We start from the raw sequence: 22,878 nt of genomic DNA, 5'->3' as shown, positions 1-22,878 counted from the left end.
AGCGAGCCTGCTCGCGAAGGCGTTGGGTCAGTCGGTATCAATGTTGAATGATAAACCGCATTCGCGAGCAGGCTCGCTCCCACAGAGGCCTCCCATCATTGCGTTTGGCGCACTTATAAACTGCCAATAAGTTGATTTTCGTCAGGCATCACGCTTCCTAGAATGCTTCGGTATTTCCACTCCGGAGCTTGCAGTTCATGACCTCCCTTACGGCCACGGCACCTGTCGCTGCGGCCAGCACGGCAATCGCTCCACCCGTCTTCGGCCCGCGGATCATCATTGGCCTGGTGGGTGTGCTGCTGGCGGTGCTGGTGTCGGGCCTGAACGAGATGGTGACCAAAGTCGCCCTGGCCGACATCCGTGGTGCGTTGGCCATCGGTTACGACGAAGGCACCTGGCTGGTGGCCTGTTACACCGCGACTTCGGTGGCGGCCATGGCTTTTGCGCCGTGGTGTGCGGTGACGTTCTCATTGCGGCGTTTCACCCTGTGCGCCATCAGCCTGTTCACCCTGTTGGGTGTGTTGTGCCCCTTCGCCCCGAATTACGAAAGCCTGTTGTTGCTGCGCACTTTGCAAGGCCTGGCGGGCGGCGCATTGCCTCCCATGCTGATGACCGTGGCCCTGCGGTTTCTGCCTGCCAACGTTAAGTTGTATGGCCTGGCCGGTTATGCCCTGACGGCGACGTTCGGCCCGGGCCTGGGCACGCCATTGGCCGGGTTGTGGACCGAGTATGTCGGCTGGCAATGGACCTTCTGGCAAATCATCGCCCCGTGCCTGATTGCCATGGCCGCGGTGGCGTATGGCCTACCCCGGGACCCGCTGCATCTGGAGCGTTTCAAGTCCTTCAACTGGCGCGGTGTGCTGCTGGGTTTTCCCGCCATCTGCATGCTGGTAATCGGCATTCTGCAGGGCAATCGCCTGGACTGGTTCGAGTCGAACCTGATCTGCGGATTGCTCGGTGGCGGGCTGTTGTTGCTGGTGTTGTTCCTGACCGGCGAGTGGTCGCAGCCAATTCCGTTTTTCAAGATGCAGATGCTCGGCATCCGTAACCTGTCTTTCGCCCTGCTGACCCTGGCGGGAGTGCTGGTGGTGTTGCAGGCGGTGATCATTATTCCGTCCAGTTACCTGGCGCAGGTCCAGGGTTATCGACCGGTGCAGACCGCGCCGATCATGCTGCTGGCGGCGCTGCCGCAATTGATTGCGCTGCCGTTGGTGGCAGCGCTGTGCAACTTTCGCTGGGTCGATTGCCGCTGGGTGTTGGGCCTTGGCCTGAGCATGCTGACGCTGTCGTGCGTCGGCGGCTCGCAACTGACCTCTGCGTGGATTCGCGACGATTTCTATGTGCTGCAATGCCTGCAGATTTTCGGTCAGCCCATGGCGGTGTTGCCGTTGCTGATGCTGTCCACCGGCAGCATCAACCCGATGCAAGGGCCGTTCGCATCGGCCTGGTTCAACACCGTCAAAGGCCTGTCGGCGGTCATCGCCACCGGGGTGATCGAGGCGTTGACCACGGCACGCCTGCATTTTCACTCGACCATGCTGGTCGATCGCCTCGGCAACTCACCGCTGGCCGAGCGCGACAGCGCAAGTCTCGCTCATCGCCTGCATGAGCAAGCGGTGGTGCTCACTTCCTCCGATCTTTACCTGTGCATGGCCGGTATCGCCGTGACCTTGATCCTGCTGATTTTCTGGCTGCCGACGCGGATCTATCCACCGCGCGCACCGACCTGAATGCTCCACTGAAACAGAAGGTTTTTATGAACACTCAAGCAAAGCATAAAGTCGCGGTTGCCATGACCGCCGCATTGGCTGTCGGTGTATTGCTGTACCTGGCGATGCCCGGCCTGTTCGGCAAGCGCACCCAGCAGAACACCAACGATGCGTATGTCTCGGCGGATTTCACCCTGGTAGTGCCGCGGGTCGCCGGGTTTATCAAGGAAGTGCTGGTTGAGGACAACCAGCAGGTCAAGGCCGGGCAGTTGCTGGCACTGATCGATGACCGGGATTTGCGCGCAGCCGCCCAGGCCGCCGACGCCGAAACGCTGGTGGCCAGGGCGCAACTGCAAAACGCCAGGGCGACCCTGGAGCGCCAGGCGTCGGTGATTGCCCAGGCGCAATCCTCGGTGGTTTCGGCCAGGGCGGAAATGGCGTTTGCCGAGCATGAATTGAACCGCTACAGCCACCTCGCCGGGGTCGGCGCTGGCACGGTGCAGAATGCGCAACAGGCGCAAACGCGCATCGACCAGGCCTCTGCGCGGCTGGCCAATGCCACGGCGGTACTGGCGGCGGAGCGCAAGCAAGTGGAGATCCTCACGGCCCAGCGCGATGCAGCCGAAGGTGGCCTGAAACGGGCGCAAGCGAAGATGGAAATGGCCAGCTATGAATTGTCCTATACGAGGATCGTCGCGCCACAGGACGGTATGGTCGGCGAACGCGCGGTGCGGGTCGGCGCCTACGTCACTCCGGGCAGCAAAATCCTCGCCGTGGTGCCGCTGGCACAGGCGTACGTGATGGCCAATTTCCAGGAAACCCAACTGACGGATGTGCAGCCGGGGCAGGCTGTGCAAGTGCGCGTTGACAGTCTGGGCGGTGCGGCACTGAACGGTCGTGTCGAAAGCATTGCGCCGGCCACCGGGGTGACGTTCGCCGCGGTCAAACCGGACAACGCCACCGGCAACTTCACCAAGGTGGTACAGCGGATACCGGTGAAAATCGTGCTGGAGCCGGGACAGTCGCTGGCCGAGCGCTTGCGGGTGGGGATGTCGGTGGAGGCGAGTATCGATACCGTCAGTGGTGTCTCGCGTGAGGTGACTCAGCGATGAGCATGGGCCATTCCTCATCCCTGTGGCGAGGGAGCTTGCTCCCGCTGGGCCGTGACGCGGACCCAAAATCTGCGAGCGCTGCGCGCTCGAACGGGAGCAAGCTCCCTCGCCACAGGTACTGCATTCAGGCATTTGTTTTCGGTCTGGGGCTGCTGTCGTTGAGCGCCTGCACCGTCGGCCCGGACTTTCACAAACCTCAACCCACACAAATCACCGAGTGGTCGAAACCATCAAAGGCAGCCGCCAGCCAAGCAATCGCCGAAACGATGAACGAGCGCTGGTGGGACATGTTCAACGACCCGAAACTCTCGGCCCTCACGCAACGCGGCCTGACCGATAACCTCGACTTGAAGCTCGCCAGCAGCCGCTTGCAGCAAAGCCGTGCCGTTCGCCAGGTGATCACCGCCGACCGTTATCCGAATACCGCCGCCACGGGAAGTTACGCCCGAAAACGTAACAGCGGTGAAGGCCTGAGCGACCCGTCAGGGCACAGCGGCCAATCCGCGTTCAACCTGTGGGATGGCGGTTTTTCCGCCGCCTGGGAGCTGGATTTGTGGGGCCGCGTGCGTCGGGAAACCGAAGCCGCCGACGCCAACCTGGAAGTCGCCGAGAACGACCGGCGCGGTGTGCTGCTGTCGGTGCTGGCCGAAACCGCTCAGGACTACATTCAACTGCGTGGCGTGCAGAACACTCGGCTCGTCACCGAACAGAATCTTGACGTCGCCCGCCATAGCCTGAAGCTTTCGCAACTGCGCCTGGCCGACGGCGTCGCGACGGATCTGGATGTCGCCGAAGCCGCCGCACAGGTGGCGGCCATCGAATCGCGCCTGCCCGCACTGGAGCAGCGCCAGTGGCAACTGATCAACGCCTTGAGTCTGTTGATGGGCGAACCGCCCCAGGCATTGGCGGCGGAGTTATCCACAGATGCCCCCGTGCCACAAACCCCGCGACAAGTCGCCATTGGCTTGCCCTCGCAGCTGGCTGAACGTCGCCCGGACATTCGCCAGGCCGAAGCACGGCTGCATGCCGCCACGGCCAGCATTGGCGTGGCCAAGGGCGATTTCTATCCGCGAATCACCCTGTCGGGGAACATCGGTTCACAGGCCATGCAGCTGAGTGATTTCGGCTCCTGGGGTTCGCGTTCGTTCGGGATCGGCCCGCAACTGAGCTTGCCGTTGTTCGACGGCGGCCGCATGCGTGGCGTGCTCGATTTGCGTGAAGCACAACAACAGGAAGCGGCCATCGTCTACCAGCAAACCGTGCTGCGCGCCTGGCATGAAATCGATGACCAACTGACCACCTACAACGCCAGTCAGTTGCGCCGCGACAGCCTGGCCGAAGCCGTGCGCCAGAACCGCATTGCGCTGGACACCGCACAACAGCAGTACGTTGAGGGCGTGGTGGATTTCGTCACCGTACTCACCGTGCAAGGGGCGTTGCTGGCCACGCAGGAGCAGTGGGTCGAGAGTTCGACCGGCGTGTCGCTGGCGGCCGTCGGGATGTACAAGGCGCTGGGTGGAGGTTGGGAGTCGGTGTATCCAGTGGCAGAGACGGCGCAGCGCTGACGTTGCAGCCGCCGCCGACTATCGCTCCATCAGTGGGCCAGCATCGACGTTGCTTGGCTTGAAGCGCTAAAGTGAAGCGCAGACAATCCGGCTGTTCACTGAACGTTGCAAGGGGACGCAATGGAGGCGCGCCGAGAAACGCCGATGGGCGACACTCAGGGACCGCATGCCAATCCTGGATTTGCCAGGGGGGTGTTACCGTTGGTCCGCTGGGCGCGGGAGCATTGGCTGGTGCCGATTCTGGTATTGGCCGCGCTGGTACGCTTTTACGATCTGACCGCAGCCGCGATCTGGGGCGACGAGGGTTCCAGCCTGCTGCTGGCCGGTTATTCAATACCTGACATCTGGGTTCACGCCGCCTACGACGTCCACCCGCCGTTGTACTTCATGCTGCTGCACGGCTGGATCGCAATGTTTGGCGACGGCATATTGTCCATCCGCTGCCTCAGCGCCTTGCCCGGCATTGCCTCGGTCGGGCTCGGGGTATGGCTGGTCGATCGGCTCGCCACCCGCCGGGCCGCGATATTGGCCGGCTTGCTGTTGGCCCTGCTCCCGACGGCGGTGCGCTATAGCCAGGAAGTGCGCATGTATTCGCTGTTGGGGCTGTGGTTGCTGGGGGCAACCCTGGCGCTGGTGTACTGGATCCGCAAGCCGCAGCGTCGGCGCTACCTGGTGATCTACGTCCTGCTGATGAGCGCGGCGTTTTACACGCATTACTTCACGGCCCTGTGCGTGCTCTGCCATTGGTTGTACCTGGGGATCATCCGCGTGCAGCCGGGGCATCGACTGCGGCACATCCAGCGGGGTGACTGGTGGCTGGCCAATGTGGCCATCGTGGCGCTGTATCTGCCGTGGTTGCCGGGGTTTGTCGACTTGTTACGGCACGTGGATCAGCTCAAGGCCAATGGCGATGTTGGCTGGGAATTGCCCGTCAGCCTGGTCTCCTTGCCGTCGATGGTCTGGTCGTTGCTGACCCAGGACGACGGTGAAACCCTTCCTTCACTGCTGTTTATTGCCTTGCCGCTGGCTTTGCCGTTACTGGCATGGGTCGCGCTGGCACGTGATCGAAGCGTGATACGCGGCAGTGTGTTGATCGCGGTCTACACCTTTGTCCCGATGCTGCTGGTGTTTGCGGTGTCGTTTTTTTCACCGATATTCATCGAACGTTACCTCACCGCGTACGCGCTTGGCCTGCCGCTGTTGGCGGCATTGGCGATCGACCGCCTGTACAACGGCTCCCGGGTGCTGGCCCTGACGGTGCTGGTGCTGTTTGTCGGTGTGGAACTGGTGGGCCTGAAAAACAACGCTACGGTGGACGTCCATGATCAGGTCAATGTCCTGGTGGACGACGTCAATCTGCATTTTCAGCCGGGGGACCGGATCGTCACCAGCGACATGCTCTGGTACTTGAGTTACGTCTACTACAACCGCACCCAGACCCAGCCTCTGCTGTACACCCCGCCACGGGCCGACGGCTCTTCGAGCCGACCAAACGACTATGGTTTCGGTACCTTGACGACGCCAGACGTGTATCTGGACCACTTGAGCGATCTGCCCAAGGGCACGGGGCGAATTTGGCTGATCGGCACCGCCGATGTGCCGGACGAGTTCGCGCCGCTGCCTACGCAGTGGCATATCGGTCGTCAGATGACGGCCGGGGGTATTACCGCCAGGTTGTACCTGTCCGGCAACACCGGGCAATGAGTGGCGTCATCGCAGCTTTCAGGGTTTCGACGACAAGTCCGCCATGCCCTTGAGCAACTCGATAGGCAGCGGAAAGACGATGGTCGAGCTCTTGTCACCGGCAATCGAACTCAGGGTCTGCATGTAGCGCAGCTGCATGGCCCCCGGTTGGCGGCCAAGCATTTCGGCGGCCTGCATGAGTTTTTCCGAGGCCTGCAATTCACCTTCGGCGTGGATCACCTTGGCTCGCCGTTCCCGTTCGGCTTCGGCCTGCTTGGCGATGGCGCGGATCATCGATTCGTTGAGGTCCACGTGTTTGATCTCGACGTTGGCAACCTTGATACCCCAGGCATCGGTCTGGGCGTCGAGCACTTGCTGGATGTCCAGGTTCAACCGTTCGCGTTCGGCCAGCAGCTCGTCCAGTTCGTGTTTACCCAGTACCGCCCGCAGCATGGTTTGCGCCAGTTGGCTGGTGGCGGCGAGGAAGTCCTCGACCTGGATGATTGCCTTCTGCGGATCGAGTACACGGAAATACAGCACCGCGTTGACCTTGACCGATACGTTGTCGCGGGTGATCACGTCTTGCGGCGGAACGTCCAGCACCACGGTTCGCAAATCGACCCTGACCATTTGCTGGACCACCGGGATCAGCAGGATCAGGCCGGGCCCCTTGACCTGCCAGAAGCGCCCGAGCTGGAACACCACGCCGCGCTCGTACTCGCGCAGGATGCGGAACGTCGACCCCGCCAGTGCGATCATCAACAATAGCAGCGCGACAAGACCCAATTGCAAACCCATGACTATTCTCCACCCGGCGCCGCGTCAGCCGCGGCCACTTGCAGCAGCAAACCCTCGCGCCCCACTACCCGCACCCGTTGCCCCGGTTGCAGCGGCGTCGCGCTGAGCACTTGCCATCGTTCTCCTTGCAGATGCACCCAGCCGCCATAGGCGTTGCCGGCCTGCAAGGACGTCACCGCCGTCACGCTGCCAAGCAGCCCGGCATCACCGCTGACGGTGTGGCGCGGTCGGGTCTTCAGGGCGTGAATCACCAGGTAGACCAGCAACAACGCGCTGACCAGTCCCAGGCCGATCATCAGCGGCTCGGGCACATCGGTATTGGTCAGGATCACTGCGCCGATCACGAACATCACGATGCCGCCCAAGCCGATCACGCCGTAATTGGGCAGGGCCGCCTCGGCGATCAGGAACGCGAGGCCGAAGGTGATCAGCCAGATCCCGATGGGGTTGGGCACCAGCAACACAACCGTGTCGGCGGCGCAGGCTGATCCGCACAACGCCAATAGCAACGCAACGGCACAACAACGCGTGTTCACATGACCCTCCGGGAGAGTCTTGGGGTGGCTCTGTAGACAGTTTAGTTGACCCGCCGGTTGTATGAATTTTGCTCAACTGTCGACCACGTCCGATGGGCGGATTTCCCGCCGGAACGCGCCATCGGACCTAGACTTTCAGTACCGAAAGAAATGTTAACCAGCGTCCGTCAGCGGTTGTTGCGGACACCGAGGTGCATCATGCGTATGGCAAGAACCGTGCAGCGAAGCCTGGAAAAGGCTCAATGCCAATATGACATCGTCAGCCACCCACACTCGGCCAGCAGCCTCGAAACGGCACGGGTCGCAGGTATTCCTGCCGAACGGGTGGCCAAATCGGTGATCCTCGACGATCACCATGGGCATTACCTGATGGCCGTACTGCCCGCCAGCCGTCACCTTGACCTGAGCAAAGTCCGCAGCAGCGGTGAATGGCAGGTTTCCCGCGAAAGCAACCTGGCGCACCTGTTCGACGATTGCGAACGCGGCGCCGTGCCGGCGCTGGGTGAGTCCTATGGGCTGGATGTGGTCATCGATCCGCTGCTGACCCGACAGAAAGACATCTATCTGGAGGCCGGCAACCACGTCAACCTGGTGCGCATGGACGTGCCCGAGTTCCTGAAAATGGTGCCGCATGCCGAGGTGCGGGAGTTGAGTCATTGAGTTTTGTTTCGCCAATGCTGACGTCATTCGCGGGCAAGCCCGCTCCCACAGGTTAATCGCAGTCCCTGTGGGAGTGGGCTTGCCCGCGAATGACCGCGCAGCGGTCCCTAAATTGATCATCAGGAGTTAGTCATGGAAAACCCGACCCACAACCTTCCTTTGCTGTTCAAACAACTCGGTCTTCCGGACGACGCCGAAAGCATCGATAAATTCATCGCCACCCATTCACCACTCAAACCGGAACTGCACCTTGCGGATGCATTTTTCTGGAGCCCGAGCCAGGCGGAACTTCTGCGGGACGAGATTCTTGATGATGCCGACTGGGCCGAAGTGGTGGATCAACTGGATGTGATGTTGAGGAAGGGGCGGGGGGTGTGAATCGTCATCGTCCGGGCGGCCACTGTCGGGATGTATGGACCAGGGCGAGTATCCAGATGGCGTCCAGTCCCTGTTCATAAACAATGCGGTAGCTCTGATGTGGCGTCAGCTCGCGAGTGCCTGAAATGATCCCGGCAGGGCCGCTTTCCGGGTATTGGGCAAGCCGGGATAGCGCATCGCTGAACCGGTTGTCCATGTCGATGGCTGCTTTTGGGTTAACGGCATGCAGGTAATCCCAAATGTCTGCACGGTCCTGTGCTGCTTCTTTTGTCCATATTATTTTCATTTTTGTAGCTTGGCCTGCCTGCGCCTGGCAGCGAACTCTGCCTCAATTTCATCATTTGTCAGTCCGTCGCCGGCGCGCATCGAAGCGCGTGCGGTGTCGACCTTGCGCTGCAGGAATGCTTCGTACTCGCGAGCCTCCCGTTGGGTTTGAACAAACTGACGCATCATTTCCCGGACGATTTGCGAGGCGGGGCGATGAGCGGCTTCTGCCTCTGCCATGAACTGTTCACGCAGTTCAGACTCAAGTTTCATTGTAAAAACGGCTTGTTTCGACATGGCTGCCTTCTCGGTTGTCGTGCTGACAAAGTATATACATCTTCAGTACGGAAGCTTGTTCACCCCCTATGGCTTCGCGACGGATGGAAGCCAATTTGTTTCAAAACTTGACGGAAAATCCTCTCCAATGCGATATTGATAGTTAGCAAACTAACAGTGTGTATTTTCTCTCGTGCCGAATAACCTCGACGCCCTCCAGATGAACATCAGCAGTGCCATGGTGGTGGCCGCCAGGCATTGGCGCAAAATCTGCCAGACCACGCTGGTCAACTATGGAATCTCCGAAGCCTGCGCCGTTCCGCTGTTGATGATCGGGCGTCTGGGCGAGGGTGTGCGCCAGGTGACGGTGGCGCAAGCTGCGGGGATGGAGAGTCCGTCGCTGGTGCGCCTGCTCGATCAACTGTGCCATGCCGGTTACGTCTGCCGGACCGAAGATGCACAGGACCGCCGCGCCAAATGCCTGAGCCTGACCGAAACCGGTCGGGACCTGGTGCAGGCGGTCGAAGTGGAGCTGGTGCGCTTGCGCCAGGAAGTACTTGAAGGCATTGACCAAGGTGATCTGGAAGCTACGCTGCGGGTACTGAGAGCATTTGAAGCGGCCACGCCGCCTTCGGTGGCCAACTCTTGAACGGATTTTTCTCTGGCATGCCTCCGGCGCGGGACTGGTTCTACGGAGTCCGCACCTTCGCCGCATCGATGATTGCGCTGTACATCGCCCTGCTCATGCAGATGCCCCGTCCGTACTGGGCGATGGCCACGGTGTACATCGTTTCCAATCCATTTCTCGGACCGACCACTTCCAAGGCGCTGTACCGGGCAATCGGCACGTTTGTCGGCGCTGCTGCGGCGGTACTGTTCGTGCCGATGTTCGTACAGAGCCCTTACGTGCTGGTGGTGGTGATTGGACTGTGGACCGGCACGCTGCTGTTTCTGTCCCTGCATTTGCGCACGGCCAACAACTACGCCTTGATGCTCGCCGGTTACACCTTGCCGTTGATCGCCCTGCCGGTGGTGAACAACCCGCTGGGGGTGTGGGACGTGGCCGAAGCGCGGACCGAAGAAATCTTCCTCGGCATCGCCGTGGCGGCGGTGGTGAGTGCCATGTTTTGGCCCCGGCGTCTGGCCCCGGTGTTCAATGATTCGGTCAGCAAATGGTTTACCGATGCATCGACCTACAGCCTGCGCTTCCTCAGCCGCAACGTGCAGCCTGAAGAAGTCAGTGCGTTGCGGGCATCGATGGTCGCCACGTTCAACTCCCTGGAATTGATGATCGGACAGTTGCCCCACGAAGGCTCGCGTCCGCAGACGGTGCGCAACACCAAGGAATTGCGTGGGCGGATGATTCACCTGCTGCCAGTGATCGATGCCCTCGACGACGCACTTTACGCATTGGAACGGCGTACCCCCGAGCTTGTGGACAAGTTCGCGCCGTTGCTGACGGCCACCACCGAATGGATCGAGCACAAGGATGCCGATCTCGACCGCTGGCAAGCCCTGAAGGATCAACTTGAAGCCCTGCAACCTGCTCCCCAAGCGCTGGATGACCGCAAGCAACTGCTGTTCTCCAACGCCATTTACCGCCTCGGCGAGTGGATCGATTTGTGGCAGGACTGCCGCAGCCTGCAATACGCCATCCAGTGCGAAAGCCAGGACAATTGGCGCGCGGTGTATCGGCATTGGCGGCTGGGGCGGCTAAGCCCGTTTCTGGATCGTGGCCTGATGTTTTATTCCGCGGCTTCCACCGTGACCGCGATTATCGTGGCCTCGGTGCTGTGGATTCTGCTCGGCTGGACCGATGGCGGTAGCGCAGTGATCCTGGCGGCGGTGGCCTGTAGCTTCTTCGCCTCGATGGACGACCCGGCGCCGCAGATTTACCGGTTCTTTTTCTGGACGGCGATGTCGGTGGTGTTCGCCAGCCTTTATTTGTTTCTGGTGCTGCCCAACCTGCATGACTTTCCGATGCTGGTGCTGGCGTTTGCCGTGCCGTTCATCTGCGTCGGTACCCTGACGGTCAAGCCGCAGTTTTACCTGGGCATGCTGCTGACCCTGGTCAACACCTCGTCCTTTATCAGTATTCAGGGTGCCTACGACGCGGACTTCCTCAGTTTCGCCAACTCCAACCTGGCCGGCCCCATGGGGCTGCTGTTCGCGTTCATCTGGACCCTGATCGCCCGGCCGTTCGGTGCCGAACTGGCAGCCAAGCGCCTGACCCGTTTCAGTTGGCGAGACATTGTCGGCCTCGCCGAGCCGGCCACGTTGTCTGAGCATCGACTTCTGGGCATACGGATGCTCGATCGGCTGATGCAGCATCTGCCGCGCCTGGCAATGACCGGCCAGGACTCCGGCGTGGCGCTTCGGGAAGTGCGAGTGGCGCTGAATCTGTTGGACCTGCTCGCTTATACGCCGCGGATCCTCGGTGTGCCGCAGGTGCTACTGCGCCAGGTGGTGGCCGAGGTTGGCGAGTACTTCAAGGCCTGTCTCAAGGCCGGTGAACGCTTGCCGGCACCGAGCCCGTTGCTGATGACCCTCGACCGCACGCGTCGTGCCCTCAGCGGTGCCGGCGATGATGAAACCCGTCGGCATTTGCTGCACGCCCTGAGCGGCCTGCGCCTGGCCTTGTTGCCCGGCGTTGAATTCGTTGGTTCCGTCGAGCCCGAAGAACCGCTTCCCCATGGCATTGATGGAGCGCCTTTATGATCGGTGACCTGGATCTCAGCGGGGTGTTCCTGCCCACGCTGCTGGTGCTGATGGGCATTACGTATGTGTTGTACCTGTTGGTGCACGGGGTGCTGACGCGCCTGCACTTTTACCGTCTGGTCTGGCACCGGGCATTGTTCAACGTGGCCCTCTACGCCCTGCTGCTTGGCGCCGTGGACTCACTCAGTCGATACCTGATGACATGAAAAAACCGTTTCTAACCCTGGGTCGCGTGGTGTTGACCCTGATGATCGTGAGCTTCGCCGTTGTCGTGGTCTGGCGCATGGTGATGTATTACATGTTCGCGCCCTGGACCCGCGACGGGCATATCCGTGCCGACATCGTGCAAATCGCCCCGGATGTCTCCGGGTTGATCCAGCAAGTGGAGGTGCGCGACAACCAGTTGGTCAAGCGCGGCCAGGTGCTGTTCAGCATTGACCCGGATCGCTTTAAACTGGCCCTGCGTCAAGCGAAAGCGGCCGTCGCCGACCGCGAGGAAACCCTGGCCCAGGCCCAGCGTGAGGCCAAGCGAAACAAAGGCCTTGGTAACCTGGTGCCGGGTGAACAACTGGAAGAAAGCCAATCGAAAGTGGCCCGCGCCCAAGTGGCGTTGATGGAAGCCCAGGTGGCGGTGGACAGCGCACAACTCAACCTCGACCGCTCGGTGATCCGCAGCCCGGTGGACGGCTACGTCAACGACCGTGCGCCACGGACCCAGGAGTTCGTCAGCGCCGGGCGGCCGGTGTTGTCGGTGGTCGACAGCAACTCGTTCCACATCGACGGCTATTTCGAAGAAACCAAACTGAACGGCATTCATATCGGGCAGAGCGTCGACATCCGGGTGATCGGCGACAATGCGCGCCTGCGCGGGCATGTGGAGAGCATCGTCGCCGGTATCGAAGACCGTGACCGCACCAGCGGCAACAACCTGCTGCCCAACGTCAACCCGGCATTCAGCTGGGTGCGGCTGGCCCAGCGGATTCCGGTGCGCATCGCTTTCGATGACGTGCCGGAAGATTTCCGCATGATCGCCGGGCGCACCGCCACGGTATCGATCATCGACGATCAGAAACGGGAGCCGGCGCAATGAGCAAGGCCTCGGGTTTGGCGGTCGCCGGAATGGGTTTGCTGTTGTCGGCGTGTCAGATGGTCGGGCCGGATTATCATTTGCCCGAAGAGGCGGCTGTCCATCGTCCAGACTTCCAGGGCGATCTGGCGGTCGAGGGCAAACCGGTGGTTTCCGCACCGGTGCCGGCTGATTGGTGGCGTTTGTATCAGGACCCGCGACTCGACCAGTTGGTGCAGCAGGCCATGGCCTCCAACACCGATTTGCGCGTGGCGGCGGCCAGTCTGTCGCGGTCTCGCGCTCAGGTTGATGAGGCCGAAGCGGCGGGCGGCTGGAGCGGCGGCGTGAAGATGGGCGCCCAGCGCTTGCAGGAGTCTGGCCAGGCGTTCCTGCTGCCGGAAAAGGTGCCGGTGGCCAACATCGGCGATATCGGCATCAGCGCGTCGTACCAGTTCGACCTGTTCGGTACCTTGCAACGCGGTATCGAAGCGGCCAAGGCCAATGCCGATGCGACGCAGGCCGCCGCCGATACTGCACGCATCACCGTAGTGGCCGACGTGGTCCGGGCCTACACCCAAGTGTGCGCGGCCAATGAAGAGCGGGAAATTGCCCAGCACTCCCTCGACCTGCAAGCCCAGAGCACCACGCTGATCCAGCGCCTGCGCGATGCCGGGCGTGGCGACGAAACCCAGGTCACCCGCTCGCAAACCCAATTCAAATCCCTGCGCGCCGACATGCCGCGCTATGAAGCGTCGCGTCAGGCCGGGCTGTACCGCTTGTCGATGTTGCTGGCCAAGCCGGTGGACCAACTGCCGGCCGGCACCGCCACCTGCGACGAGCTGCCAAAAATCGCGCAACTGATTCCGGTGGGCGATGGCGCCGCACTGCTCAAGCGTCGCCCGGATGTACGACAGGCCGAACGGCGACTGGCGGCCGCGACGGCCGGTATTGGCGTCGCCACCGGCGAGCTGTACCCGAACATCAGTATCGGCGCGACCATCGGTACCGTCGGTATCCTGGACGATCTCGGCGACCCGTCTACCAACCGCTGGGGCTTCGGTCCGTCGCTGACCTGGAATGTGCCGACCAATGGCGCCCGGGCACGCATCCGCGAGGCCGAAGCGGTGACCCAGGCGACGCTGGCGCATTTCGACGGGGTGGTGCTCAACGCCATTCGCGAAACCCAGACCGGCCTCGCCCAGTACACCGCGTTACTGCAACGCCGCGATGCCTTGGCGGACGCCGAGCAATCGGCAAAACTGGCGGCCGACCAGACCCACCGCTTCTTCCAGGCCGGTCGCGCCTCGTTCCTGGCCGACCTGCAAGCCACGCGCACCTACATTGATGTCACGGCGCAACTGGCGGCTGCGAACACCCAGGTTGCCGCCAGCCAGATCGATTTGTTCCTCGCATTGGGCGGCGGTTGGGAAAGCGGACGAACGCAAGCGTCGAACCCCGGCAAACCCTGAGGCCGTTGCTATGCTTTGAAGTGTTGGGAGGGCGCCCCGTGCAAAGCGCCCTTTCTTCGCACAAGGCTCGCGCAGGTCAGGGGGAAACCAATAATGAAAAACCCTTACGCTCTTGGCTTCTGGTGCGCCATCGTGGCGTTAGTGCTGCTGTCGGCCACCTATTTCTACGGCATCATGCTGGCCCACCAGATCGACAAGGCTCTGGTGTTCCTCGACAGTGCCGTCGCACTGATTGCTGTGATGTCCGTTGCAGCGGTGGCCTGGGCTTCGGTCCAGAATCAACGCATCAAGAAAAGACAACTCGAACAAGGCAAGACCCTGGTCCTGATCTGGGACACCAAGGTTGCGTTGCGCCGTGTCGAAACGGTGTTCGACCGTTATTTCTGGGGCAGTTACTGGCAACCGGGACGCACGTTTCAGGAAGTCATGGGCGAATTGACCGGCACGCCGCTGGAAAAAAGCCTCGATACCCTGAAAAAACAATGTGTGGCGCTGGACCGGCAAGTGGCTGACGACGGTCGGCACTGGCTCAACAATGCCCGGGAACTGGCCGATGTCGCCACGGCCATGGCCCGCGAACGCTATCAGCTGGATGTCTGCGACCCGCGCGCGGAAGTGACAGGCGGGGCGGTGATCAACCGCGACTTCGAAGTGCTGGTGTACACCTGGACTGCGCGGCTCAAAAGCTTTGATCATCAACTGGACGAGATTGAGGTCCAGTATTCCTGAGATATCGATATTGGCTGTACCTGCGCCTTCGCGAGCAAGCCCGCTCCCACAGGAGAATGCATTCCAATGTGGGAGCGGGCTTGCTCGCGAAGGCGATTGCATAGGCGCAAATAATCCCCAACCCTGTGAACAACCCCAAGACACGCTTTCACCTTTAAACATTGGGCCGTTCGTCGCGCCTGATGCTAATCTCCATTCCACTTTCAGCGCAGTCGAGCCGCAACCCGTCCTGGGTTCAGGGAAGACGACCTCACTTTCAACAACGGACATTGAGCGGGTCATACATGAATAAATCAGCAGGCGTGCTACTGGGAATCGTTGTCGCCATCGGTGCCATCAGCGCAGGCGGAGCCTGGTTCACCGGCACCAGGCTCGAAGGTGTGTTGAACACCTCGATTGCCGATGCCAACAAGGAACTGCAAGCGGCCATGGTCGGTTCCAACGGTACCGCGTCGCTGGAACTGGTGTCGCTGGAGCGTCATGTATTCAGCAGCACCGCGCACTATCGCCTCAAGGGCGAAGGTGAAATGTTCGGCGAAGCGCCGGTCGAGCTGCTGTTTGTCGATCACATCGAACACGGCCCGTTGCCGTTCTCGCGCCTGATGTCGCTGAAGTGGCTGCCGGTCCTGGCGACCAGTCACTACGAACTGGAAAAGACCCCTGCCACCGAGAAATGGTTTGCCGCCGCCAAGGACAAATCCCCGCTGACCGGCCTGGTCAACATCGGTTATGACAACGCCACCAAGGGCACCCTCGAGTTGCAGCCACTGGAGATGGCGCTGGATGACAAGTCGAGCATGAAGTTCTCCGGCCTGAGCATCGACGTCGACGCCAGTGCCAAGGCGCAGAAGGTCAAGGCCAACGGCTACATGGACAGCTTGAAGTTGACCACCGTTTCCGAAGACCAGGCACCGGTGCAGGTTGAATTGAACGGCCTGACCCTGGCCAGCAACCTGACAAAAAGTACCTACGGTTTCTACACCGGCGAGAACGTCCTTGAACTGGCCAGCGGCAAATCGACCTTTGGCGTCAAGCAGTCGGTGCTGGACTTCAAGAAGTTCGAGATGAAAAACCTGACTGAAGAGTCGGGCAGCAGCGCCTCCGGGCGCGCCGATTACAAGGTCGGCGAAGTGTCCCTGAACGGCAAGGCCATCGGTTCCGGTGCGCTGGCCATGAGCCTGAAGAACCTCGACATCCCGGCCACCCTGTCGTTGATGCAGGTTTACCAGAGCAAACTGCAGCCGTATGAAAGGGCGGCGGCCGAAGCGACGGCAGCCGGTCTGCCGGTACCGGAGCTGAAACTGACCGAAGCTGAAGAGGCGCTGCTCAAGTCCAGCCTGGAAAAACTGCTGGCAGCCGGTCCGCGGGTGGCCCTGGAGAACCTGTCGTTCAACACCGCCAATGGTGAGAGCCGCGCCAACATGGTGCTCGACCTGACCAAGCCACAAGCCATCGACCTGCCGACCGATCAGTTGGTCAGGCAGCTGATCGCGCTACTGGACTTCAGCTGCAAGTGTCCAAACCCATGCTGGTCGATGTACTGACCGTGCAATCGCAAATCGACGGTCAGACCGACGCCAAGCTGATTGCCGACCAGGCCACTGCCACCGCAGACATGTTCAGCAGCATGGCGGTCGGCAGCCAACTGGCAAAACTGGACGGCAATAACATCGTCACCAATTTGCGTTACGCCAACAATCAGGTGGACTTCAACGGCCAGAAAATGACCGTCGAAGAGTTTGCAGGTTTTGTGATGAGCAAGTTCGCGGGTACTGGCGCCACCGAATAACGGCGGCCGTTTACCCGGCAACGCCCGGCCTCTGCATCGTGCAGGCGCCGGGCGTTTTGCTGTCCGGCATCACGACGCAACGTCACGGATCAACCGCCATGCCTCTTCCCATGGCAACGGTTGTTTCATCCGCTCGGCGAGCATCGCCATGGTCCGGTCCATCTCGCAGGCTACCGCCGCCGACACCACGCCATTTGTGCCGAACAGGCCTATGAAGGGTGGATCGTAAGGGTCGCCCTTGAACTCGACTTCGTCCCAGGCCTCGGCGTGCCCGAGGTAGTCGTAGGTTTTGCCGAAATGCCAGGTCCAGAAGTACGGCACGTCGAGGTAATGCTCGTCACCGCCCAGCATGTTGGCGGCAGCGATCCGTGCCTGCTGTTGGGCCAGCCGCCAGTGTTCGATGCGCAGGCGTTGATTGTTCAGCGGGAACGTGGCGATATCGCCAGCTGCCCAGAGGCCGTCGGTCACGCGCATTCCGCCGTCGACATTCAGCGAGTGATCCTGTGCTTTCGGCAGCCCGGTAAAGGCAGCAGTGGCTGGCGTGACGCCAACACCGAGCAGCACCAGATCGGCCGGCAAGCGCTCTCCGTTGTCCAGGTGCACGGCTTCGACCTTGTCCGTCCCTTCGATCCGTGCCACATTGCCTTGGGTATGAAACACGACGCCATTGGCTTCATGCCGCGCGCGAATGGCCTTGCCGACCGTGTCACCGAACTGCCTGGCAAACGGCACTTCGTGGCGGGCCAGCACGGTCACATTCAAGCCAAGCTGGCGCAGGGACGAGGCGGACTCCATGGCAATGAAACTGTCGCCAATGATCACGACCCGCTGGCCGGCGCTGGCGCTGTCCAGAATCTGTTGCGCATGGACTTTGGAGCGTAAAACGAACACTTGCGGCAGGTCGGCGCCGGGCAGCGTCAGCGAATTGGGTACGCCGCCGGTGGCCAGCAGCGCGGCGTCGTATGTCAGTGTTTGGCCGTCAGTCAGCCGCAGCGTCCTGTTTGGCGCATCCAGGCTTGCCACTTCGCCTCGCAGGCGCTCGATCCGCTGCTCGCGGTAAAAGTCCTCGTCGCGCAGCGGCGGGACTTCGTGCAACGGCATCTCCCCGGCGATCACGTATTTGCTCAGCGCGGTGCGGTCATATCCGGCGTCGGCTTCGCGGTCGATCAACAGTAACCGGCCGCCAAAACCTTTCTCGCGCAACGCCGCTGCTGCCGCGGTGCCTGCCGCGCCAGCGCCGACAATGATGAAAGTCCGCGGATCGTCGGCCGGTGGCGTGTGGGCGTCCGGAAACGGCTGGTCGCTGACCCAGATGTCGCCGTCACGGACTTCAAGGGGAAAGCGCTTGAGGCTGTCCAGGGCTGGCGGTTCACTGAGACCGCCATCCTCGATCCGAAACTGCGCCTTGTGCCACGGACAGGTCAGGCGCCCATCGCATATCGAGCCGTCCGCCAGTGGGGCTCCGGCATGAGGGCATTCGGCCTGATAAGCGCGCAGCTGTTCACCGGCCCGCAACAGCAGAATCTTGCTGCCCTGGACCTGCACTTCCAGCCCCCGGTCTTCGGGTACATTGGCGACACGCGCAACGCGATGCAGAGTCATGATCGCTCTCCAGACAGACGTATCACTTATCAGTCTGGTACTTATCGCGAGGTTCAGCCAATTCCCCCTGCCAAGGCGCGAACGGTCCGGCTATAGTTTGCACGCCGACGACGGCCCAATACGCACAAGGTGCTCCGGTATGACCCGATTGACCCCAATCAACTCTTGGCTCGCGGCCGTAGCAGTCGCCCTTTGCGTGCAGTTCCCGGCGCAGGCTCAGGAACGCTTCACCCTGAACATTCCCGGTGTCTCCGATGACCGTCTGTTCACATCGGCCGCCGCCAGTGATTCCGCCGGCTGCGGCGGACACAACATTTCCCCGGCATTGAACTGGAACGCCGGCCCGGCAGCCACCCAAAGCTATGCCATCGTCATGCACGACCCTGACGGCCAGAAGGGCCAGGGCGTCGATCAGTGGGTGCATTACGGCATCAAGGCCGGCACTCACCAGATCCCGGCCGGCGCCGGGAGCAAACCCGGCCTCGAGGGCTTCGGCGGTATCAACAGCAAAAACACCACCGGCTACATCGGCCCTTGCCCACCGGTTGGCGACAGCGCGCACCACTACATCATCCAGATCTTCGCCCTGGACCTGGCCCCGGAAGCCTTGCCCGCCGGCCTGACCCGTGCGCAGCTGCTGGAAAAAATCAAAGGCCACGTGCTGAGAAACAGCAGCGTGGTGCGACGCTATCACCGCTAAAGGCTGATCGCCTCAGCGGATCTGCAGAAAACTGAGGTGCGCGGCGTTCCGGGGATTTGGCATCCACCCCCGAAAGCGCGCACTATCAGGTCATAGCCGATGCGTTGGAGGATGCCGTGGCAAAAAAGATCGACCGCATCGCCCAAATGCTCAACTGCCCGCAAAAGGGTGAAGAACTGCGGCGAGCGATTACCGAGAGTCGCAAGGATTTTCTGCTGAATCAGCCGGAAGAAGACATCGTTGAAGACGACGACCTTGAAGAGGAATTCTTCGAGGACGACGAAGACGATGATGAGTACGACGAGTTCGATTGGACAACCGAATGAAAAAAACCGCTTCGGCGGTTTTTTTGTGGGTCACAAAAAAGCCCCAGGTCCATAAGGCCTGAGGCTTTCTCGCTACAACGTATGGTGCACCAGGCGGGATTCGAACCCACGACCCCTGCCTTCGGAGGGCAGTACTCTATCCAGCTGAGCTACTGGTGCAGCGGGCGCCATGATACTCATATGCATTGAAGGCGTCCATGCTGCTGAATCGCCTGTGTTTTTTGAAGCTGTAACGCGCGCCTGCTACGTTGATCAGAAAAACTAGGCAAAAGCGTCGTTTTCGTTCTTTTTTTCGAACAGGCTATTGTCCTTTACCCCCTTTGATCCTAGGATTCGTTTGAGATTTCAAACGCTCTTGTCTGGGTGCTGAACCGCGCGAGTCCAATCCGTGCGCTATTTATGTGCTTCAGCCCGGTGAATGATTTCCCTGACGGCAGCCTATCGAGGCGCCTTTCTACAATCATAATTTGCTCCGCATTCATTGCGGTGCTGTTAAGGAAAGCCGACATGCAGCTTAAAGACACCCAGTTGTTCCGCCAGCAAGCCTTCATCGATGGCGCGTGGGTTGATGCGGACAATGGTCAGACGATCAAGGTCAACAACCCGGCAACGGGCGAAATTCTGGGCACCGTGCCGAAAATGGGCGCTGCCGAAACCCGCCGTGCGATCGAAGCTGCTGACAAGGCGCTGCCGGCCTGGCGTGCACTGACCGCCAAAGAACGTGCGGGCAAACTGCGTCGCTGGTTCGAACTGATGATCGAGAACCAGGACGACCTGGCTCGTCTGATGACCATGGAACAAGGCAAGCCATTGGCCGAAGCCAAGGGCGAAATCGTTTACGCCGCTTCCTTCATCGAATGGTTTGCCGAAGAAGCCAAGCGTATCTACGGTGACGTGATTCCGGGCCACCAGCCAGACAAGCGCCTGATCGTGATCAAGCAGCCAATCGGCGTGACCGCTGCCATCACCCCGTGGAACTTCCCGGCTGCAATGATCACCCGTAAAGCCGGCCCGGCCCTGGCCGCCGGTTGCACCATGGTGCTCAAGCCTGCTTCGCAAACCCCGTACTCTGCGTTCGCCCTGGCCGAGCTGGCCCAGCGTGCCGGTATCCCGGCCGGTGTGTTCAGCGTGGTTTCCGGCAGCGCCGGCGACATCGGTACCGAGCTGACCAGCAACCCGATCGTGCGCAAGCTGTCCTTCACCGGTTCGACCGAAATCGGTCGTCAGCTGATGGCCGAATGCGCCAAGGACATCAAGAAGGTGTCCCTGGAACTGGGCGGCAACGCACCGTTCATCGTGTTCGACGACGCGGACCTGGATAAGGCCGTCGAAGGCGCGATCATTTCCAAATACCGCAACAACGGCCAGACCTGCGTCTGCGCCAACCGCCTGTACATTCAGGACGGTGTTTACGACGCTTTCGCCGAGAAGCTCAAAGTGGCTGTCGCCAAGCTGAAGATCGGCAACGGTCTGGAAGCAGGCACCACCACTGGCCCGCTGATCGACGAAAAAGCCGTGGCCAAGGTGCAAGAACACATCGCCGATGCCTTGAGCAAAGGCGCGACCGTGCTGGCCGGTGGCAAGCCGATGGAAGGCAACTTCTTCGAACCGACCATCCTGACCAACGTGCCGAACAACGCGGCCGTGGCCAAGGAAGAAACCTTCGGTCCACTGGCTCCACTGTTCCGCTTCAAAGACGAAGCCGACGTGATCGCGATGTCCAACGACACCGAGTTCGGCCTGGCCTCGTACTTCTATGCCCGCGACCTGGGTCGTGTGTTCCGTGTGGCTGAAGCCCTGGAATACGGCATGGTCGGCGTCAACACCGGGTTGATCTCCAACGAAGTCGCGCCGTTCGGCGGCATCAAGGCCTCGGGCCTGGGCCGTGAAGGCTCCAAGTACGGCATCGAAGATTACCTGGAAATCAAATACCTCTGCCTGGGCATCTAAGCCCGGAAAAAGGCATCGCTTCAAACGCAAAGGGCACGAGAGCGCTGTCCCTTTGCGTGCTTCAAACGAAATTTTCTCGGTGGCCGGGAACGCTGTGGCAGTCGATCATCGCATGCTGCCGCTGTTGTTCCCCGCCGCTTAATCCTTGAACCACGCCGCCCGATGAGCGGTGAATGAGGAAAGTATGAGCAAGACTAACGCTGATTTGATGGCCCGCCGTACCGCTGCAGTTCCACGTGGTGTTGGCCAGATTCACCCGATCTTCGCCGATTCCGCGAAGAACGCTACCGTGACCGACGTTGAAGGTCGTGAGTTCATCGACTTCGCCGGCGGTATCGCTGTGCTGAACACCGGCCACGTGCACCCGAAAGTCATCGCCGCCGTGACCGAGCAGCTGAACAAGCTGACCCACACCTGCTTCCAGGTACTGGCCTACGAGCCGTACGTAGAAGTGTGCGAAAAAATCAACGCCAAGGTTCCGGGCGATTTCGCCAAGAAAACCCTGCTGGTGACCACCGGTTCCGAAGCCGTTGAAAACTCCATCAAGATCGCCCGTGCCGCTACTGGCCGTGCCGGCGTGATCGCCTTCACCGGCGCCTACCACGGTCGCACCATGATGACCCTGGGCCTCACCGGTAAAGTCGTACCTTACTCGGCCGGCATGGGCCTGATGCCAGGCGGCATCTTCCGCGCGTTGTACCCGAATGAACTGCACGGCGTGAGCATCGACGATTCGATCGCCAGCATCGAACGCATCTTCAAGAACGACGCCGAGCCGAAAGACATCGCCGCGATCATCATCGAGCCGGTACAGGGCGAAGGTGGTTTCTACGTCGCGCCGAAAGAATTCATGAAGCGTCTGCGTGCCCTGTGCGACCAACACGGCATCCTGCTAATCGCTGACGAAGTACAGACTGGCGCTGGCCGTACCGGTACTTTCTTCGCCATGGAACAGATGGGCGTTGCTGCCGACCTGACCACTTTCGCCAAATCCATCGCTGGCGGCTTCCCGCTGGCCGGTGTGTGCGGCAAGGCCGAATACATGGACGCCATCGCTCCAGGCGGCCTGGGCGGCACCTACGCCGGTAGCCCGATCGCTTGCGCCGCGGCCCTGGCCGTGATGGAAGTGTTCGAAGAAGAGCACCTGCTGGATCGCTGCAAGGCTGTTGGTGAGCGTCTGGTGACTGGCCTGAAGGCCATCCAGGCCAAGTACCCGGTGATCGGTGAAGTTCGTGCCCTGGGCGCGATGATCGCTGTCGAACTGTTCGAAAACGGCGACAGCCACAAGCCGAACCCGACCGCCGTGGCAGCCGTTGTGGCCAAGGCTCGCGACAAGGGCTTGATCCTGCTGTCCTGCGGCACCTACGGCAACGTTCTGCGCGTCCTGGTACCGCTGACCTCGCCGGACGAGCAGCTGGACAAAGGCCTGGCGATCATCGAAGAGTGCTTCTCCGAGCTCTGATCACCCAGTGTGACCTGATCCACAAAAAACCCGCTTCGGCGGGTTTTTTCATGCCCTCTGGAACACATCCCGCGCATTAGCGCTGT

General features: G+C 61.0%; 21 protein-coding genes, 1 tRNA gene and 1 pseudogene. 17 read left to right on the top strand and 6 right to left on the bottom strand.

The features are described 5' to 3' along the window. The first annotated feature begins 197 nt into the window (after positions 1-197). The 4 genes from RS887_RS26785 (at position 198) to RS887_RS26770 (ending at position 6,090) form a co-directional block, all read left to right on the top strand. Complete coding sequence (locus RS887_RS26785) at positions 198-1,730, top strand: MFS transporter (protein WP_322617742.1); 1,533 nt, start codon at positions 198-200, stop codon at positions 1,728-1,730. Between the two features lie 26 nt (positions 1,731-1,756). Further along, on the top strand, positions 1,757-2,821 hold the full coding sequence (locus tag RS887_RS26780; RefSeq protein WP_322617741.1) for an HlyD family secretion protein: 1,065 nt from the start codon (positions 1,757-1,759) through the stop codon (positions 2,819-2,821). Beyond that, entirely contained in the window at positions 2,818-4,386 is a 1,569-nt protein-coding gene (locus RS887_RS26775) for an efflux transporter outer membrane subunit (protein WP_322617740.1), read from the top strand. The genes RS887_RS26780 and RS887_RS26775 overlap by 4 nt, the downstream gene beginning before the upstream one ends. 120 nt (positions 4,387-4,506) lie before the next feature. Then, entirely contained in the window at positions 4,507-6,090 is a 1,584-nt protein-coding gene (locus RS887_RS26770; RefSeq protein ID WP_322617739.1) for a glycosyltransferase family 39 protein, read from the top strand. A gap of 18 nt (positions 6,091-6,108) precedes the next feature. On the opposite strand, the gene RS887_RS26765 is transcribed toward RS887_RS26770, so the two are convergent. Together RS887_RS26765 and RS887_RS26760 are read right to left on the bottom strand one after the other, a co-directional pair. After that, positions 6,109-6,867 carry a slipin family protein gene (locus RS887_RS26765; protein WP_322617738.1) on the bottom strand — a complete coding sequence of 253 codons (759 nt, stop codon included), beginning with the start codon at positions 6,865-6,867 and terminating at the stop codon, positions 6,109-6,111. Positions 6,868-6,869: 2 nt separating this feature from the next. Beyond that, positions 6,870-7,403: an NfeD family protein gene (locus RS887_RS26760; protein ID WP_322617737.1), complete on the bottom strand. Its 534-nt coding sequence runs from the start codon at positions 7,401-7,403 to the stop codon at positions 6,870-6,872. A gap of 198 nt (positions 7,404-7,601) precedes the next feature. Here RS887_RS26760 and RS887_RS26755 point away from each other — a divergent pair, with 198 nt between their 5' ends. Together RS887_RS26755 and RS887_RS26750 are read left to right on the top strand one after the other, a co-directional pair. Next, positions 7,602-8,063: an aminoacyl-tRNA deacylase gene (locus RS887_RS26755; RefSeq protein WP_008019133.1), complete on the top strand. Its 462-nt coding sequence runs from the start codon at positions 7,602-7,604 to the stop codon at positions 8,061-8,063. 132 nt (positions 8,064-8,195) lie between these two features. Beyond that, complete coding sequence (locus RS887_RS26750) at positions 8,196-8,441, top strand: DUF2789 domain-containing protein (protein ID WP_322617736.1); 246 nt, start codon at positions 8,196-8,198, stop codon at positions 8,439-8,441. A 4-nt stretch (positions 8,442-8,445) separates the two neighbouring features. Here the strand turns inward: RS887_RS26750 and RS887_RS26745 are convergent, their stop codons facing one another. Both RS887_RS26745 and RS887_RS26740 read right to left on the bottom strand, forming a co-directional pair. Further along, a complete protein-coding gene (locus RS887_RS26745) occupies positions 8,446-8,727 on the bottom strand; it encodes a type II toxin-antitoxin system RelE/ParE family toxin (protein ID WP_322617735.1) in 282 nt (93 codons plus the stop codon). Then, on the bottom strand, positions 8,724-9,002 hold the full coding sequence (locus tag RS887_RS26740) for an antitoxin of toxin-antitoxin stability system (RefSeq protein ID WP_322617734.1): 279 nt from the start codon (positions 9,000-9,002) through the stop codon (positions 8,724-8,726). Before RS887_RS26740 ends, RS887_RS26745 begins: the two co-directional genes overlap by 4 nt. A 199-nt stretch (positions 9,003-9,201) precedes the next feature. Here RS887_RS26740 and RS887_RS26735 point away from each other — a divergent pair, with 199 nt between their 5' ends. The 7 genes and pseudogenes from RS887_RS26735 (at position 9,202) to RS887_RS26705 (ending at position 16,752) form a co-directional block, all read left to right on the top strand. After that, positions 9,202-9,630 carry a MarR family winged helix-turn-helix transcriptional regulator gene (locus RS887_RS26735; RefSeq protein ID WP_322617733.1) on the top strand — a complete coding sequence of 143 codons (429 nt, stop codon included), beginning with the start codon at positions 9,202-9,204 and terminating at the stop codon, positions 9,628-9,630. Next, on the top strand, positions 9,627-11,699 hold the full coding sequence (locus RS887_RS26730; protein ID WP_322617732.1) for an FUSC family protein: 2,073 nt from the start codon (positions 9,627-9,629) through the stop codon (positions 11,697-11,699). Before RS887_RS26735 ends, RS887_RS26730 begins: the two co-directional genes overlap by 4 nt. Continuing rightward, positions 11,696-11,905 (top strand): DUF1656 domain-containing protein, encoded by a 210-nt coding sequence (locus tag RS887_RS26725; protein ID WP_007987399.1) that lies wholly within the window; start codon positions 11,696-11,698, stop codon positions 11,903-11,905. Before RS887_RS26730 ends, RS887_RS26725 begins: the two co-directional genes overlap by 4 nt. Next, positions 11,902-12,789: an HlyD family secretion protein gene (locus RS887_RS26720; RefSeq protein WP_322617731.1), complete on the top strand. Its 888-nt coding sequence runs from the start codon at positions 11,902-11,904 to the stop codon at positions 12,787-12,789. Before RS887_RS26725 ends, RS887_RS26720 begins: the two co-directional genes overlap by 4 nt. After that, the gene (locus RS887_RS26715) at positions 12,786-14,234 is read left to right on the top strand and encodes an efflux transporter outer membrane subunit (protein WP_322617730.1); all 1,449 of its coding nucleotides are present in this window, start codon (positions 12,786-12,788) and stop codon (positions 14,232-14,234) included. The genes RS887_RS26720 and RS887_RS26715 overlap by 4 nt, the downstream gene beginning before the upstream one ends. A gap of 93 nt (positions 14,235-14,327) precedes the next feature. Continuing rightward, positions 14,328-14,963, top strand: a complete 636-nt coding sequence (locus RS887_RS26710) for an NADH:ubiquinone oxidoreductase subunit N (RefSeq protein WP_111286549.1) — start codon at positions 14,328-14,330, stop codon at positions 14,961-14,963. A 182-nt stretch (positions 14,964-15,145) separates the two neighbouring features. Next, positions 15,146-16,752, top strand: a pseudogene (locus tag RS887_RS26705) (YdgA family protein). A gap of 69 nt (positions 16,753-16,821) precedes the next feature. Here the strand turns inward: RS887_RS26705 and RS887_RS26700 are convergent. Continuing rightward, entirely contained in the window at positions 16,822-18,354 is a 1,533-nt protein-coding gene (locus RS887_RS26700) for an FAD-dependent oxidoreductase (RefSeq protein WP_322617729.1), read from the bottom strand. A gap of 139 nt (positions 18,355-18,493) precedes the next feature. Between RS887_RS26700 and RS887_RS26695 the strand changes: the two genes are divergently transcribed. Together RS887_RS26695 and RS887_RS26690 are read left to right on the top strand one after the other, a co-directional pair. Further along, positions 18,494-19,054 (top strand): YbhB/YbcL family Raf kinase inhibitor-like protein, encoded by a 561-nt coding sequence (locus RS887_RS26695; protein ID WP_322617728.1) that lies wholly within the window; start codon positions 18,494-18,496, stop codon positions 19,052-19,054. Positions 19,055-19,110: 56 nt separating this feature from the next. Next, complete coding sequence (locus RS887_RS26690; RefSeq protein ID WP_322617727.1) at positions 19,111-19,380, top strand: hypothetical protein; 270 nt, start codon at positions 19,111-19,113, stop codon at positions 19,378-19,380. Between the two features lie 82 nt (positions 19,381-19,462). Here the strand turns inward: RS887_RS26690 and RS887_RS26685 are convergent. Then, positions 19,463-19,539, bottom strand: a tRNA-Arg gene (locus RS887_RS26685). Between the two features lie 348 nt (positions 19,540-19,887). Here RS887_RS26685 and gabD point away from each other — a divergent pair. Both gabD and gabT read left to right on the top strand, forming a co-directional pair. Then, positions 19,888-21,330 carry an NADP-dependent succinate-semialdehyde dehydrogenase gene (gabD, locus tag RS887_RS26680; protein ID WP_008019120.1) on the top strand — a complete coding sequence of 481 codons (1,443 nt, stop codon included), beginning with the start codon at positions 19,888-19,890 and terminating at the stop codon, positions 21,328-21,330. A gap of 184 nt (positions 21,331-21,514) precedes the next feature. Then, positions 21,515-22,792, top strand: a complete 1,278-nt coding sequence (gene gabT, locus RS887_RS26675; RefSeq protein WP_322617726.1) for a 4-aminobutyrate--2-oxoglutarate transaminase — start codon at positions 21,515-21,517, stop codon at positions 22,790-22,792. Positions 22,793-22,878: the final 86 nt, after the last annotated feature.

The organism is Pseudomonas sp. BIC9C (assembly GCF_034541995.1).
GTDB lineage: Bacteria > Pseudomonadota > Gammaproteobacteria > Pseudomonadales > Pseudomonadaceae > Aquipseudomonas > Aquipseudomonas fluorescens_CC.
This window is presented reverse-complemented; position numbering and strand designations above follow the sequence as displayed.